General features: G+C 57.4%; 12 protein-coding genes and 3 pseudogenes. 4 read left to right on the top strand and 11 right to left on the bottom strand.

Going from position 1 to position 14,540, the window contains the following annotated elements:
* Nucleotides 1-100 precede the first annotated feature (100 nt).
* Together istB and EOE18_RS17815 are read left to right on the top strand one after the other, a co-directional pair.
* Nucleotides 101-895 (top strand): annotated as a pseudogene (istB, locus tag EOE18_RS17810) (IS21-like element helper ATPase IstB).
* 118 nt (nt 896-1,013) lie between these two features.
* A pseudogene (locus EOE18_RS17815) lies at nt 1,014-1,235 on the top strand (transposase domain-containing protein); the annotation flags it as partial.
* A gap of 75 nt (nt 1,236-1,310) precedes the next feature.
* Here the strand turns inward: EOE18_RS17815 and EOE18_RS17820 are convergent.
* From EOE18_RS17820 to EOE18_RS17850, 7 genes are all read right to left on the bottom strand, one after another.
* The gene (locus EOE18_RS17820; protein ID WP_127712048.1) at nt 1,311-2,780 is read right to left on the bottom strand and encodes a prolyl oligopeptidase family serine peptidase; all 1,470 of its coding nucleotides are present in this window, start codon (nt 2,778-2,780) and stop codon (nt 1,311-1,313) included.
* 119 nt (nt 2,781-2,899) lie between these two features.
* Nucleotides 2,900-4,096, bottom strand: a complete 1,197-nt coding sequence (locus tag EOE18_RS17825; protein ID WP_127712050.1) for a PepSY-associated TM helix domain-containing protein — start codon at nt 4,094-4,096, stop codon at nt 2,900-2,902.
* A gap of 5 nt (nt 4,097-4,101) precedes the next feature.
* On the bottom strand, nt 4,102-4,617 hold the full coding sequence (locus EOE18_RS17830) for a DoxX family protein (protein WP_127712052.1): 516 nt from the start codon (nt 4,615-4,617) through the stop codon (nt 4,102-4,104).
* Nucleotides 4,604-5,071, bottom strand: coding sequence for a nuclear transport factor 2 family protein (locus EOE18_RS17835; RefSeq protein ID WP_127712054.1), 468 nt, complete (start codon nt 5,069-5,071; stop codon nt 4,604-4,606). The genes EOE18_RS17830 and EOE18_RS17835 overlap by 14 nt, the downstream gene beginning before the upstream one ends.
* Before the next feature lie 60 nt (nt 5,072-5,131).
* Entirely contained in the window at nt 5,132-7,351 is a 2,220-nt protein-coding gene (locus EOE18_RS17840; RefSeq protein ID WP_127712056.1) for a TonB-dependent receptor, read from the bottom strand.
* 290 nt (nt 7,352-7,641) lie between these two features.
* On the bottom strand, nt 7,642-8,922 hold the full coding sequence (locus EOE18_RS17845) for a sensor histidine kinase (protein WP_127712058.1): 1,281 nt from the start codon (nt 8,920-8,922) through the stop codon (nt 7,642-7,644).
* A 32-nt stretch (nt 8,923-8,954) separates the two neighbouring features.
* Nucleotides 8,955-9,620, bottom strand: coding sequence for a response regulator transcription factor (locus EOE18_RS17850; protein ID WP_127712060.1), 666 nt, complete (start codon nt 9,618-9,620; stop codon nt 8,955-8,957).
* 241 nt (nt 9,621-9,861) lie between these two features.
* Here EOE18_RS17850 and EOE18_RS17855 point away from each other — a divergent pair, with 241 nt between their 5' ends.
* Nucleotides 9,862-10,797 (top strand): IS5 family transposase, encoded by a 936-nt coding sequence (locus EOE18_RS17855; protein ID WP_127712062.1) that lies wholly within the window; start codon nt 9,862-9,864, stop codon nt 10,795-10,797.
* Nucleotides 10,798-10,902: 105 nt separating this feature from the next.
* On the opposite strand, the gene EOE18_RS17860 is transcribed toward EOE18_RS17855, so the two are convergent.
* The 3 genes from EOE18_RS17860 to EOE18_RS17870 are packed head-to-tail and all read right to left on the bottom strand — an operon-like array spanning nt 10,903 to nt 12,650.
* Nucleotides 10,903-11,472 (bottom strand): hypothetical protein, encoded by a 570-nt coding sequence (locus EOE18_RS17860; protein ID WP_127712064.1) that lies wholly within the window; start codon nt 11,470-11,472, stop codon nt 10,903-10,905.
* 45 nt (nt 11,473-11,517) lie between these two features.
* Nucleotides 11,518-12,207, bottom strand: coding sequence for an RES family NAD+ phosphorylase (locus EOE18_RS17865; protein ID WP_127712066.1), 690 nt, complete (start codon nt 12,205-12,207; stop codon nt 11,518-11,520).
* 2 nt (nt 12,208-12,209) lie between these two features.
* Nucleotides 12,210-12,650, bottom strand: coding sequence for an antitoxin Xre-like helix-turn-helix domain-containing protein (locus EOE18_RS17870; RefSeq protein ID WP_127712068.1), 441 nt, complete (start codon nt 12,648-12,650; stop codon nt 12,210-12,212).
* 625 nt (nt 12,651-13,275) lie between these two features.
* On the opposite strand from EOE18_RS17870, the gene EOE18_RS18970 reads away from it, so the two are divergent.
* Nucleotides 13,276-13,401 (top strand): hypothetical protein, encoded by a 126-nt coding sequence (locus EOE18_RS18970; protein ID WP_281278052.1) that lies wholly within the window; start codon nt 13,276-13,278, stop codon nt 13,399-13,401.
* Between the two features lie 6 nt (nt 13,402-13,407).
* Here the strand turns inward: EOE18_RS18970 and tnpC are convergent.
* Nucleotides 13,408-14,418: pseudogene (tnpC, locus tag EOE18_RS17875) on the bottom strand (IS66 family transposase); the annotation flags it as partial.
* Nucleotides 14,419-14,540: the final 122 nt, after the last annotated feature.

The raw sequence follows: 14,540 nt of genomic DNA on the forward strand, positions 1-14,540 counted from the left end.
GCGCCACCGGCTCCTCCCATCGATGCGCCGCAGGCCCTGCGCCTTGGCAAAGAGCCCAAAGCCGATGTGGGGCGCTACGACACGCTGAGGGAGATGCGTCATGCGTCATGACCCCGCCAGCGCCGCCCCAAGAAGCTAATTGGGGTCGTGATGCTGCGTGGCCTTAAAATGTATGGCCCAGAAACGTCCTTGGGCTCAGGCCGTCGGTGATCTGATCGAGCAAGGCGCACCTGCCTTTGAGGCCGCCGTCCCCATGCTGTCCCAATTGCTCAAGGCAGAGATGGCCGAGCGCGAGGTTCGCTCGATCGCCTATCAGATCAAGGCTGCCCGTTTCCCGGCTTACAAGGATCTGGCCGGCTTCGACTTTGCCGCCAGCGAGATCAACGAAGCCTTGGTGCGCCAACTCCACCGTGGAGACTTCATGGATAGCGCCGACAATGTGGTGCTGATCGGCGGGCCCGGCACCGGCAAAAGTCACATTGCCACCGCACTTGGCGTCCAGGCTGTCGAGCACCACCGCAGAAAGGTACGCTTCTTCGCCACCGTCGATCTGGTCAACGCACTGGAACAGGAAAAGGCAGCCAACAAAGCAGGGCAACTGGCCGAGCGGCTACTCAAGCTCGACCTCATCATATTGGACGAACTGGGATATCTCCCGTTCAGTCCATCAGGAGGGGCCCTGCTGTTCCACCTGCTCAGCAAGCTGTATGAGCGCACCAGCGTGGTGATCACCACCAACCTTAGCTTCAGCGAGTGGGCCAGTATCTTCGGTGATGCCAAGATGACCACCGCCCTACTGGATCGCCTGACCCATCATTGCCACATCCTGGAAACCGGCAATGACAGCTTCCGCTTCAGGGCCAGTTCCGCCACCCCAAAATCCAGAAAGGTATAAACCCAAAGCTTGACCTTGACCGCCATGGGCAGCACATAACCCATACCCACCCGGGTCAATTCTCAATGAAAATCCCGGGTCAATTCTCAGCGCAACTCAACACATAGCTTTCCATAATCGCAAGAACTGGCTGTTTGCCGGGTCAAAAGCCGGCGGTGAGCGGGCGGCTGCCATCTACTCAGTGATCGAGATCTGCAAACTCAATGGCATCGAGCCCCAGGCCTACATCGCCGACGTCATCGAGAAGATCACTTCAGATTGGCCCGCTTCACGCTGGGATGAACTCATGCCCTGGAACTGGACTGCCGCGCCGAACGAAACCTGCGTCAAGGCTGCATAGCTGCGGTCACTCCGCCACGCTTACGAGATTACGGCGAAACTCTAACTCCAAATGATCCAGTGTTCCGAGATCAGATCACTTTACCTGACGAAACAGCCAGTCGCGAGCAGATTGAATATAAAAGAACTTGCGGGCGGAAGCCATGTGATCCACCCCTTGAAAGGTTAGGTAGGTGATATTGCCACCTTCAGCCAAATACCCTTCAACCTGTGCGCTCAACACTTTCTGGTCACCCACGGGGAAGATCAGTCCAGGATCTAGCCGACGTGCTGGGCGTGTAACTTTGCCTCCGGCCTTTTCCCACACCGGAACGCATTTCTCATTCCAGGGAGTCGCCTTGCCATCCTCTGTGCCTGTAATAATAAGTAAATTCTGATGGGCAAGCGTCACCACGTCTGCAGGCCTTTGCTGGCCCGCAATAATCAGACCGCCTGCAAAAGTGTCGGGATGACGAGCCATTATCCACAATGACGTCATAGCCCCCATCGACCAGCCCGTGCAATAAACCCGTTTAGGGTCGATCTTCAACACTTTGTCGGCCCGGTCAGGACGGTTGGGGTTCCCATAATTCCACGTGTTACTCAGCAAAGACTGTATAAGCTTCCACGTATTCTCGACATCCGCGGTGTGCTCCCAATAGTCGTTGAGCGTTGTTCGCTCATAGCGAGGCGTAATGACCACACATTCGTGACGGTCCTGTTCTTCAGGCATGCTCCAAATGCTGGCGATGCATTGTTCAGTCAAAGTTTGGGCACAAGTACCGTCTTGGGTAGTGCCGGAATGGGTAATCGCCAGCACGAGCGGATAGGCCTTGGTCTCGCCGCCCGATTTTAGAAAGCTTTGCGGCAGATAGATGCTATATTCAAGCCAGGCAGAGCGCTTGTCATCCCACCACCAATGGCTTTGCTCCCATGCATCTACACCACGAATGGCCACATGATTACCGCGCCGGCCAACGTTACTCCATGGCTTGTCGCTGGCCGCATATGTCGTGCCCTCGATAGTCCGCACTGGCTTGTTTTGGCTAAGCATGACCATGTCGCTATCGCTCGTGAGTAAACTTAAATCCTCATCATGCGCGAATTCAAGGATCACGACCGGGCCGACCACGCTCTTCCCGTCAGGGCGCAGTGCGACTTTGTCATTGGTATAGATTGCCGCCACAGCACGTTGGCGGGCAGGTTCGGTGGTAGCGTTTTTGTTAATGGTTTGCGGCATGCCGGGAAAATACCCCTTGGCTGCGGGAACCACGCCAGCGACAAAGCTATCCTTCGTCAGGCTGGCCGGATCTATCGCCACATCATAGGCCACGGCAATGCCATAAACCTTTTGACCACCGCCAGTCACCTCACATATCGCGGTGATACTTTGGAGGCCGGGCTTGCGTTGGCGGTCGTCATCCGGCTCACCTGTCCCGGCGCTGTTGGCAGCCTGAAAGCCGCCTTGCGCGCGGGCATCCTGCGCAGCCCCCAGCTGCGCCACCGTTGCTATCCCCGCTAGCGCGGTACTTGTCGCCACAAAATCTCGTCTCGATACGTCTGCCATGCCTAGAGTCTCCCATGCAGTCGTGGCGGCGCCATTGCTGAAATTGCGTAGCTAAGCTGGATTTGCGCCAATCAGACCTTTGCTCGTGAAAGGCGATCACACCAAATTAAACTCTATGTCTAACCCTTCCAGAAAAAGGCTGGGCGACCCGATGCGCGACGTTTTTGCCACATCGTCCAATACATCGCGACACCCGAAACCGAGAGGTAGATCATCGCCAGGCCAGACAGAAAGCTCGTAAACCGCCCCGTAACACCAAAAAAATCGCCGCGATGAACGCTCTTTGCCCATTGATGAGCCTGCCAGCCAAATGGGAAACCCGTTTCTGGATAGCCAGCCTCGGTAAGGCGTAAGGCGCGGCCAGTAGCAGTATCGAACACCAGTTGGCGTGCCTCGTCGCCGGGTGTTATGACAACGCCCTGGCGCCATCCGCCGAAATGGCGTAAGCGGATCACTCGCAGCCCCTGACCCGGGGCAACCCGCTGATAGGCAGCTAGCGTAGCACGGGCCATGCTTGGCAAAGCGTGATCATCTAGGGGCGCTGAAGGATCCACAGCAAAGACCCCCGGTGTGTGCTCAAGATAGAGGCTGAACATGAGGCTTTCCACAGCGAGCCACGCCCCGCTGAGCGAGACCACGGTGATGAACAGCCCGGCCGCAATCGAAATAGACCGGTGCAAGTGACGCAATGTACCGCCCGCAGTCCAAAATGGGTTGCTCCGCTTGATCCTGCGGCGCACGGCATAAACGCGCCAATAAATTACCACGCCAGTCACTATCAACACAGCCAGCGCGACCGACACCATAATATTGATCCATAAGGCCCAGTTGCCAAAGGTGGTCATGCGGTGCAGGTGCTTGAAATTGTTGCGCCACGATTTAGGGGGCATATCTTCGTTTCGCGGCTCGGGCGCTTTGCCAAGAAAGGCACCGCTTTGCGCATCGAAACGGAACTCTCCCTGCTCGATCCTCACATGGCCGACTGGCCGCGCACCATCCATTCGCAGTTCGACAAATTTAAACGGAGCGCTTACAAACTGGTGTCGTGCAGCATGGGTGACGGTCTGCACCATCGAAGGCAGATCAGCCCCGTGCGGCAAGAGTGGCGCATTATGGTCCGCCACTCCCAAAACACGGAAACTGGGCGGACCGGCAAAATCCTCGCGCATGGCCATACGATCTGGGTCTATGGCAGGGGCATGAGTAGCCAAAGTGCGAAAATCGATCATCTCGATCAGCGTGCCGGTCACACCAAGATAAACCGTGAAAACCGTCACCAATATCGAAAGAATGCGGTGAATGTTGCGCATCTGCATCGGCTTTACCCACGCCCTTTAATGGGATGTTTGGCATTGCCTAGCTTGAGCGCATAGGCGCCATCGCCCAGCGCAAGTTGCAGCACCAGCATGCACGTCCACATCACCGGGAATTCAGCGCCCGGATTGGTGAACCAATAGCCTCCCATGTTCAGCCAAAAGGCAATGATCCCAAAGAAGGAAGGAATGGCAAAAAGCGCTACCCAGCGCGTACGCAGGCCCAGAGGCAGCAGGATCGCGCAGGAAAACTCCACCGTCAGAACATAAATCGGTACATAAGCCGCATGACGATGGGTCAGCGCCGCCCACCAACTCCAAAAACCGCCTTTGGTGAAGAACTTGTTATAAAGATGGGCCCAAAAGAAGCAGGCCAGCATCACCCGCAGCAGCAGCGCGACATAGGGCGCGACCGCCTCGGCGGGCGGATCAAACGCCAACAACCGGTGAACAAGGCCGGGAGAACGCGTTGAGGTGACAGCGGACATCGAAATCTCCTGAAACGGCGCCTCAGCGCGCGCCATCCTTCATCTGGCCGAGGGCGGGCGACGATTGCTGGTCCAACATCTGCCAGCGCCCGTCACGCAGCACGTAAACGGCAAGATACGTACCCGAAAGGTGCATATCGCCCACATCCAGCACCTTGGTGCCACGCACGATACCGATAGTGCCAAACAAGCGTACCACGCGGTCGGTCGCGGTAATTGCGCGGATAGGGAACTTGGAATCCCGCATGGCCTGAATATACTCGGCCTTGGTCTGGACCATGCCATTAGCGTGAACGAAGTTTGCTTCCGTGGCGAAGCCGCGCTGGATCGCTGCGACATCATGATGTACTTCAGCCGCAAAGAGCTCGTTCTCGGCAGCTAACAAGGCATTTTCGGTCAACCGGGGCGAAATAGCTGGGGAAGCCGTGGCTGGGCCAGCCATCACAATCAAATTTAGCGTTAGGACCATTATTCGAAAAAGCATCATCATCCATCCTCTAGACAGGTAAGCAGGTCTGGCGACGATCACGCCGCCAGACCCCTCACAACATCACAACTTGAGAGCAGCGCGCACACCATAGGTGCGGGGATCGCCGGTGCTTACTGTGCCATTGTTCAACGTGGGCCATGCAGGGGCGGTGTTGATGTAAGTTACATCCACCTTATTCTCGAGGTTCTTGGCATAAGCTTCCAAGTACCAACGCTCGCTCGGTGCGGTGTAACGCAAACGAATATCCGTCTTGTGGAAGGCAGGCTGAACGAACTGCGCATTAACCGAGGAGTTGATGATATAATGCGCGGTGGTGTAACGCGCATGGATTCCAGCCTCGAGCGTGGCCCCGCTGGCAAGCGGATGGCGGTAAGTATAGCCGCCAGAAAGCGCCCAGGTCGGTGCATGATCCAGTCGGCTATTGTTATAATTGCCCGAACCTGCAACTTGAGCCACGGCATAATTGCTATATCGCGCATTGAGCCAGGCCAGCGAGAAATCAATGTTATGGCCCGTGGATGGGGCAAAATTGCCCTCGAACTCCAGCCCGTCAACCTGTGCCTTGGCGGCATTGGTAGTCAGCGAACTGGGAGTGTTTACGCCATTGATAACCTGAGAAATGATCTGGCTGATCTGGAGATCATTATAATTGTAGTGAAAGTAATCAGCGGTGACATAGAGTTTGTTGCCCATCAAGCGGGCCTTCACACCACCTTCAAAATTGGTCAATGTTTCAGGTTTGTATTGGCAACCCGGCGCACTCGAACTGCAATTGCGGTTGAAACCGATAGCCTTGTAACCGGTGGCCACAGTAACATAGCCCATCACATGCGAGGTGATGTCAAAATCACTGCCAAACTTCCAGGTTACCTTGCTGCTATGACCGGCTACCGACGTGTCATTCAATACGAAAGGACCAGTAGGCAACAGCAGTTCGGCTTGCGAACGGCTGGCAAGATGATCGCGCGTATATCGCAAGCCACCAGTCACGCGCCAACGGTCGTTCAAAGCATAGGTAGTCTGACCGAACACACCCAACGATTCCTGCGATGCGCTAGGCGTGGGTAGGCCAAAATTGCCGAAGCTAAGCATCGTCGAATCATGGTTGTAAAAATGATAGAATCCCGCCTGTGCTTTCAGCTTGCCATTGTCATAGGCAAGGCGAACCTCTTCGCTGTTCGAGTGCGACACTTGCGACGTGGCCGCCGCATTAGTTGTGAAAACCGGCGTTGTACCGCTGTAGTCAGCGCCCCAGAACACTGATCCGGTGTCATCGCGTCTGAATTCTCGGTAACCGGTCAATACAGTCAGCGTCCAGTCCTTGCCCAGCCTCCAGTCCAGATTGCTGGTAGCGCTCCACGTGCTGTCATTGGTGGAGAAAGGAGCTGTGTTGGCATAAGTCTTGGCCAGCGCCGCATCGGCCGAAGGATTGAGATAAACCGGATCGGCCGAACGCTGGCCGGCAGCCGGCACCTTCAGTGGAACAGCATAGAAATTGGAAATGAGCGGCGACATCCCAAAGCCGCTACCAGCCCCATTCATACGGGTATAATCCAGCTTCACCAGCCACTTGATAGCATCGCTAGGCTTCCACAGAGCAGTTAGACGGACGGATTTGTTATCTTTGTCCAACGGATTCTTGTAACTTTGGGCAACGGTCTGGTGATAATAACTGTCCCGCGCCTCGTAATTACCTGCCAGACGCAAGGCCAGCGTGTTGGTCACTGGCGCATTCACCACCACCGTTACCGTGCGCGCGTTATAGGCACCATAGCCACCCTCGATCGAGGTGCCGAAGGTTGGCTTGGGCTCAGCCGTGATGACGTTGACCACGCCTGCCGTGGTGTTTCGGCCATAAAGAGTGCCTTGCGGCCCGCGTAGTACTTCGACACGAGCCAGGTCATAGAAGGCAACTTCCTGCGCATTTTGTTGCTGAATATAAATACCATCCAGCAAGAAGGCAGCCGATTGCGACGCCGTACCGGTAGAGGTGATACCACGAATGTTGATCTGAAGACCGTTGGCATTGCCACGGTCAATGGTGAGGTTGGGCACCACGTCCATCAACTGCGTAGGGTTGGTCACCCCCTGCGAGGTCAGCTTGTCAGCAGTGACTGCGGTCAGCGTGATGGGGGTTTTGGATGCCAGCGAAGCCGTGCGGCTGGCGGTGACAATGATCTCGCCATTGCTGCTGCCCTCGGATTGGGCAAAGGCCGCACCCGACCAGACGAATGCGCTGGCACTGGCCATAAATACAAATGCACGACGCCCATTGGCCATGATATTATTCCTCCCTCAAGGTTTTATCTTGCTTACTCATGCGGCCTTGGAGGCGAGCAGAAAGAGACCCACGCGCCTTGCGAAGCGGCAAGACACAGCAAATCGCCCCCCGTCGGACATGCCGAAGGCTGACGTGGCGAGCGCCACTGCCGATTGTCATGAACGCTGCGCCACCCGGGTCAGGGACGGATCAGCGTGCCGTCACAGCAGCTGCGGCAGACCTGTTTCGCAACTGCGGTTTTGGCCCTAGCACGCTGGTCCGAAATTGAACTTAAACGAACGCTGAATAATCAGCGAGGAAGGTCAAGCACGGCGCGCAAGCCACCCAGTGGCCCCTGCCCCAAGTCCAGCGAACCACCATACAGCTCGGCCAATTCACGCACAATAGCTAGCCCCAAGCCATAACCCTTGCTCACTTCATCGAGCCTAACGCCTGGTTGCAATACGCTGGCCAGTTTATCGGGCGGAATTCCGGGGCCATCATCTTCGATCACGATCTGGACGCGCAAACCTTCTGCGTCCACTGCAACATCCACACGCTGGTGGGCATAGCGGCAAGCATTGTCAATCAGATTGCCCATCATCTCGCCCAGATCCTCGGGATCGACCGCCACCACACAGTCTTCGGGCACGTTGGTCGAAATGTTGATAAATCGCGCGCGGTACACCAGCGCCATCGTGGCGCGGACGTCGGACACCACGGCAGTTACCAGTGCCTGTTGCTGCCCCTCGATCCCGCCGCTGGCGCTGCGGGCACGGTGCAGGTGGTGCGCCACCCGGTTAGAAACACGGCCCAACAACTCAAGCGCCTCCTGGCTCACCCCCTCATATTCCAGTTGCAACATCAGCGAAGACAGCGGCGTTGCCACCGCATGCGCAAGATTGGCCGCATGAACCCGCGCTGTCGCCAGTCCGGCCTTGTTTCGCTCGATCAGCGCGTTGATTTCGGTTGCCAAAGGCTGCAAATCGCTTGGCTGACGTTCAGGCAAGGTGCTTGCCTTGCCTGAACGGACCCGCGCCACGTCGTCCACCAGTCTGCGCAGAGGGGCCAGCCCAACTCGGATCTGGAGCACCGACAACACAATCAACAATAACACAATCTGCGCGGCCAAGGTATATATCTGGACTATTACCCGATCCAGCTCACGGTCAATCTGTACTCGCGGACTCATCATCACGATTGAAACCCGACCTGCCTTACGCGAGCTATCCAGCCTCCGAACATGCACTCCCTCTCCGGATACGGCAAAGCCGCGGCCACTGTAGATGCCATCCTCCACATGCCAGTGAGGCACAGGATATTCGATAGTGCCCAGCGCGAGACCCTGATGCCAATGACCCTGCGGTGTGAGGATATCCCACCCCCAACCCGGGGCAGGATGCAGTAAGGAAGGGAACGCACGCAAACCCTTAAGGTCAAGTTGCCCTCGACTATCCAGCGCCTTGTCCAGCACCATAATGTTGGTGTCCAGTTTGACATCAATATTGTCAGCCAGCACCCCTTCCAACACATTGGTGATGAAATTAAGATTACCCAGAATAAGCCCTGTCACCATGACAATAGACAGCAACCCCAACCGGCTATGCAAGGATAGCGGTAGCCTCACGAAGCGGCCGCCGTCAGGCGATAGCCCTGTCCACGCACGGTTTCGATCATGTGATGGCCAATCTTGCGCCGCAGGCGGCCAATCAGCACCTCGAAGGAATTGTTAGGTACCTCAGCCTCGAACTCATAAAGGCTCTCGAGCAGCTTCTGACGCTCCACCACGGCCTCGGGAAACTGAATCAACGTCGTCAGAATGCGAGCCTCGAAGGCGGTGAGGCGCAGCGCCTCCTGCCTCATGGTAAAGCCCCCACTCGCAGGATCATAGGCCAGCTCACCGCAGCGCACCAAGCCCGCCGTCTGGCCCCTCGCCCGCCGGATCAATGCACGCAACCGAACCACCAATTCCTGTGCCAGAAAAGGTTTGGTCAGGTAATCATCAGCGCCGGCGGCAAAACCTGCGGATTTGTCGGCCCAGCCATATCGCGCGGTCAGGATCAGCACCGGGACATCCTTCCCCTGTGCCCGCCAATTCTGCAAAACGCTAATCCCGTCGATCATGGGCAGCCCAATGTCGATCACCACACATTCATAATGACCCGTTGTTCCCAGAAACAAGGCATCCTCGCCATTATGTGCCACATCCACCGCAAAGGCCTCTCGGTGGAGCGAGCGCACGATCCGCTCGGCCAGATCGACATCATCCTCGACAAGCAGAATTTTCAAGTCATTCACCAGGATCGCAAAGTGCCTTCCCTTTCGCCACCGTGGCGAGCCTCGGGCGAGTCTAGCAAACTCATAGTAGTCCAATCCCTCCACGCAACCGTAAGGGCAGAAGCGCGGCGTATGTTCAAACGGCCACGCACGTGTTTGTATCACCCATGGCTAATGAGACCTGTGCGCGGGTGGGTGTAGACATTGGCATTGATCGCTGATTCTATGGGCTTTCCGGAGAGGAGGGCTGGACGTGGCACATCGTTCGATTGGTCAGGAGCGGTTTGATTTTGCCGGGCGTACAAGGCCTGCATCCTCGCTCGACGAACTCGGCAAGCTTATCAATTGGGCCCCAGTCGCGGCGCTGCTTGATCCGCTTTATTCGGCTACCAAAGGGGAGCCAGCCTGGCCGCCGCTGGCGATGTTTAAGGCATTGCTTCTTTCGATCTGGTACGATTTGTCCGACGTGAAGCTGGCCGAGGCGCTCGACGATCGCGCTTCCTTCCGCCGGTTCTGCGGGTTTTCGGCCAATGAAGCGACGCCCGAGCGTACCGCCTTCGTCAGATTTCGCAGGCATTTGGCAGCAAACGGCCTTGATCGGTCGCTGTTTGACGCCGTGACCACGCAGCTCAGATCGAAGGCGGTGGCAGTCAAAACCGGGACGCTGGTCGACGCAACCATCATTGCCTCCGCCAGCGAAGGCGATAACGATGCGCGCTGGGTCAAACATAAGGGCAAAAGGGCGGTTCACGGTTTCAAGGCCCATGTCGGAGCAGATGCCGATACGGCCTTGGTCGAGGAATTGTCGATCACGCCCGCCAACTTCAACGATGGCAGAGCAGGCCCCGGCGCACTGCCTGACAATCCGGGCGAGGTATTCGCCGACAGCGCCTATCGTGGCAATCATTTCCGAGATGCCGTGCGGGCAAAGGGGGGTATCCCGAGAATTGTCGCCACCGGCATGTGGGGCCGCGACGAACAGGAAACCCTGCGCAAGCTCCATGAATGGAACCAACCAATTCATCGGGTGCGGGGCCGGATCGAGAAGATCTTCGGGACATGGAAGCGCTGCTACGGCCTTCGCCGGATGCGATGGCGAGGCCTCGCCAAAGCCGCTGTCCAAGTCCACCTCACCGCCATCGCCTACAACCTCAAACGCACCATGAACATTCTCGCAGCCCAAGCATGAGGGCTGGTGCCATTGTGCCCCAAGCGGTCGCAATGCAGACCAATGGTTCCAGAAAAATCGAAAACCTGTTCAGTTCCAATGTCTACACCCACCCGCGCACAGGTCTCATAAGGCGGCATAGGCATCGATAGCTGATCCGCTGTGCTCATAGACATTGCCAATCAGTTCGCTGAAGATGCTGAAACTTGCCGATTCGATGGCATCGCGATCAGCACGACCGGAACAACCGCGCTTGACGGTTTCTGCAAGCCGGGGAGCCAGGGTTCTATCAGCTGGAACCGAGCGATTGAAGCGCTCGATCTCCACCAAACCCTTATTGCTGCCACGATGGATCGTCGCACCCGAGAAAACAGGGCGACCTGGATGGACCTCGACTGCGGTGGCGAGTTGATCAAAAAAGCCCATTCGGTTCAGGTAACCGATTGCAGTGCCCTCATCCCCGAAATGAAGTCGCACCCTTTTCGTACATGCAGAAAGCTGGTTGCAGAGGCTCAGGAGCCTAACAATCACATCGATCATCAGCTTACAACTGGCTGGGATCTCAACAATCACGCTGGTGACACCAGGCCCCAGCACGTCACCGCAGCGGCAAAGGGCGTTGTCGAACGTGTGAGTATCGACCCATTTGTCAGGGAGTGTCAGCCTGCGCTCAGCCGGAAAGGCTATGGTCGCCATCGCTCTCCTCCCAGTACGACCGCGCGTGAGGCAACTGGCCTGTGATCATGCTGCCACCTTCTCGATCCGGGGCACAGGGCTACCCTGCCATGTCATCCGATAGACATCGCCCTGAGCGACCGATTGCACCGCATGTGGAAACAACGCGGCGATACAGGTCCCCCCCGAACACCGCACTGATGGATAAATAATACCGTTCAGCCCCCTGGCACGCGCGACGTCTGCAAGAGCATTGCCGGCCGGGTAACCGATCGATTTGTCAGGGTGGAGGCAGCCATGGCCCTGATGTGACCGCAGATCGACAAACTCTCCGGCAAAACTGGCATAGAGTTCAGCATAGTCGACAGTCGCTTCGAAGATACCTGTGGCAGCAAGCGCCTCCGTCAAGTGATAGGAGACTTCGGCCAGCGAGGTTTCAAGCTCAAGCGCAGCATACCATGCCCCACGATCCGCCCCATTGAACCGGCTGGGTTCGCGCGGCTTGGCGTAGGAAAATGACGCGTTGATAAATGCAGCATGTGGGACGCCATAGACCAACTCATAGGCCTGAATCTCAGCAGTTCCCCGGTTTTGCGCCAGCAACCTATTGCTGGTCGCGCCCTCAATTTCTGCCAGTGCAACCAGATCATCTTCGTCGACAAGATCCAGCAGAACGGGCACACGCAGGCGGGCGGTTGTCACCAGACGCACAGTCCTGGAAAGAGCCTCCCTGTTGATCGTGAGCCCCTCCAGCACGCTTACAGCCCCCCGCGCAAGGCGTCGATGTAGCGGCGTGCTTCCAGCATCGCGGGAATACCACCCTCGATCATCGCGTCCACCGGACTAAGTCGCTGGAAAATTGGCCCACGATTGGGTAGCTTGGGCCAACGATCTGCCATCGTATCAGCAAAGAGCAGATGCAATCCCTTATAGACGCCGATCGCAGCCGAAGCGCGCGTTAGCTGATCCTGCGAAAGAGGCTGCCCCCAGGTACCGCGTTTGATACGGTCCCAGGTACTATCGCTGACACCTAGAAGCGCGGCAGCTTCGCTGTTGGAAAGAGCCCAGCGCACGACAATTACGCGGAACGCCTTGAGTGCAACGCCAGACAACCGGGATCGGTCATCAACCTTGGCAAAGGTCTGGACATCGATAGGCGTCAGGGGAGCTTCAGTCCCAAATTGCACGATATTCACCATCGCAACCTCCTCACCGATGACATCTACATAACATCAATTGGTGCGACTTCAAGCGTCATTTGAGGAGATTTCCCGGGGGGACACGCCAGGTCACTTTCCAAACCGGCCCGCAAAGCGCCTCAGATGCGGCCCCCTCCTCTGAATCTTCGAGCCCCGAGCGCAATTGACGATCCATTCAAACCCCTGCCATCGATCGTAAATACCTTGAAGGGGGGGGCATCCGGACTGTCCTCAACCCCTGCCATTCCAGCTCAACCCGCAGAGCCCTGGTTTTCGGGCGATTGATGCCCATCGCCGACTGACGCTTTCGTGTGAGCCGCCTGAGTACTGAACTCCATCCAAGCCCCTTCAATTTCTCTCCATTCCATTCCTCTCGATCGGGCTTCTCAAAAATCTGGAGTACCCCCCGCGGAATGCGGCGGGCGAATCATTCAAGTGATTCGCATGCAGCCCACGTCACACCCTCACGCCGAGCGCCAGCAAACCGAACCCGTACCACGGGTATCGGAAGAAGGCGCATCGAGCTCCGAAGCAATCGACAACTTAGTCGACGCTCTCCTGAGCTCACTCGCGCGTGAGATTGCCTTGATCTGCATGAAACCCAAAAACTTAGAGGACGACGTCCATGAAGATTGAAGCCATCGGCTACGCCCGCAGCCACTCGCGAAACGGCGAGGTCCACACTGTCACTGACCAAGTAGAACAGATCAAACTGTTTGCCTCCGCGCAAAACGTAAGCGTTGCGGAGTGACCGCAGCTATGCAGCCTTGACGCAGGTTTCGTTCGGCGCGGCGGCCCAGTTCCAGGGCATGAGTTCATCCCAGCGTGAAGCGGGCCAATCCGAAGCGATCTTCTCGATGACGTCGGTTATGTAGGCTTGGGGCTCGATGCCATTGAGTTTGCAGGTTTCGATCACCGAGTAGATCGCAGCCGCCCGCTCGCCACCGGCTTTTGACCCGGCAAACAGCCAGTTCTTGCGGCCTACGGCCACGCTGCGCATCGCGCGCTCGGCAATGTTGTTGTCGATCTCCGCCTCGCCCGCGTCAAGGAAGCGCGAGAGCGCATCCCAGCGCTTTCGCCCATAGGCGAGCGCCTTGGCCATGTTCGATTTAGGCGACAGGCGGCGCAGGGCATCGTCGATGGAGACCTTGAGTTCGTCTACCAGCGGCTTGCTTCGCTCCTGCCTGCGTACACGCCGCACGTCCGGCGGGCTCCCACGGACTTCTTCCTCGATAGCGTAAAGATCGCGGATCTTGTCGAGCAGCGCCGTGGTGAGCGGTGTCGGGCTGGTCTGATGGTTCTCGAAGATCTTGCGTCGAAAGTGGGCCCAGCAGGCCACTTCGCTGATCCGGTTACCGGCGTAGAGCTTGTCGAAGCCAGCATAGGCGTCTGCCTGAAGCAGGCCGGTGAAGTCCTTGAGTTCGTTTTGCGGATGCGACCCGCTGCGATCCGGCGTAAACTTGTACCAGACCAGCGCTGGCGTGGTGGCACCTCCGCTGGCGCGATCATCGACGACATAGGCCCACAGGCGGCCTTGCGCGGTCTTGCCCTTGCCCGGCACCAGCATCGGCACGGGCGTATCATCGGCGTGGATCTTGTTGGCGGCCAGCCCGACCTCCCGAATGCGGCTGACGATGGGATCGAGCAGACTGGCGGCTTGTCCGGCCCATCCTGCCAGCGTCGAGCGGTCAAGCTCGAGACCTTGGGCGGCCATCATCTCGGCCTGACGGTAGAGCGGCAAATGATGATCAAACTTGGCGACATGGACTTGTAACGGCTTTGTGCCGGTCACCTATCTCACTATGCCACCTTGGCCTCGAATGCGAGGGGGCTGATGCCGCCCAGATATGAATGGCGCCTACGTGGGTTGTAGAAGCCGTTGATGTACTG

Origin of the sequence: Novosphingobium umbonatum (assembly GCF_004005905.1) — a bacterium.
GTDB lineage: Bacteria > Pseudomonadota > Alphaproteobacteria > Sphingomonadales > Sphingomonadaceae > Novosphingobium > Novosphingobium umbonatum.

Bases quoted from the DNA above. Each gene is read 5' to 3' on its own strand.
- EOE18_RS17820 (WP_127712048.1), bottom strand. From the start codon at position 2,780: ATGGCAGACGTATCGAGACGAGATTTTGTGGCGACAAGTACCGCGCTA.
- EOE18_RS17825 (WP_127712050.1), bottom strand. From the start codon at position 4,096: ATGCAGATGCGCAACATTCACCGCATTCTTTCGATATTGGTGACGGTT.
- EOE18_RS17830 (WP_127712052.1), bottom strand. From the start codon at position 4,617: ATGGCGCGCGCTGAGGCGCCGTTTCAGGAGATTTCGATGTCCGCTGTC.
- EOE18_RS17835 (WP_127712054.1), bottom strand. From the start codon at position 5,071: ATGATGATGCTTTTTCGAATAATGGTCCTAACGCTAAATTTGATTGTG.
- EOE18_RS17840 (WP_127712056.1), bottom strand. From the start codon at position 7,351: ATGGCCAATGGGCGTCGTGCATTTGTATTTATGGCCAGTGCCAGCGCA.
- EOE18_RS17860 (WP_127712064.1), bottom strand. From the start codon at position 11,472: ATGGCGACCATAGCCTTTCCGGCTGAGCGCAGGCTGACACTCCCTGAC.
- EOE18_RS17870 (WP_127712068.1), bottom strand. From the start codon at position 12,650: ATGGTGAATATCGTGCAATTTGGGACTGAAGCTCCCCTGACGCCTATC.
- EOE18_RS18970 (WP_281278052.1), top strand. From the start codon at position 13,276: ATGAAGATTGAAGCCATCGGCTACGCCCGCAGCCACTCGCGAAACGGC.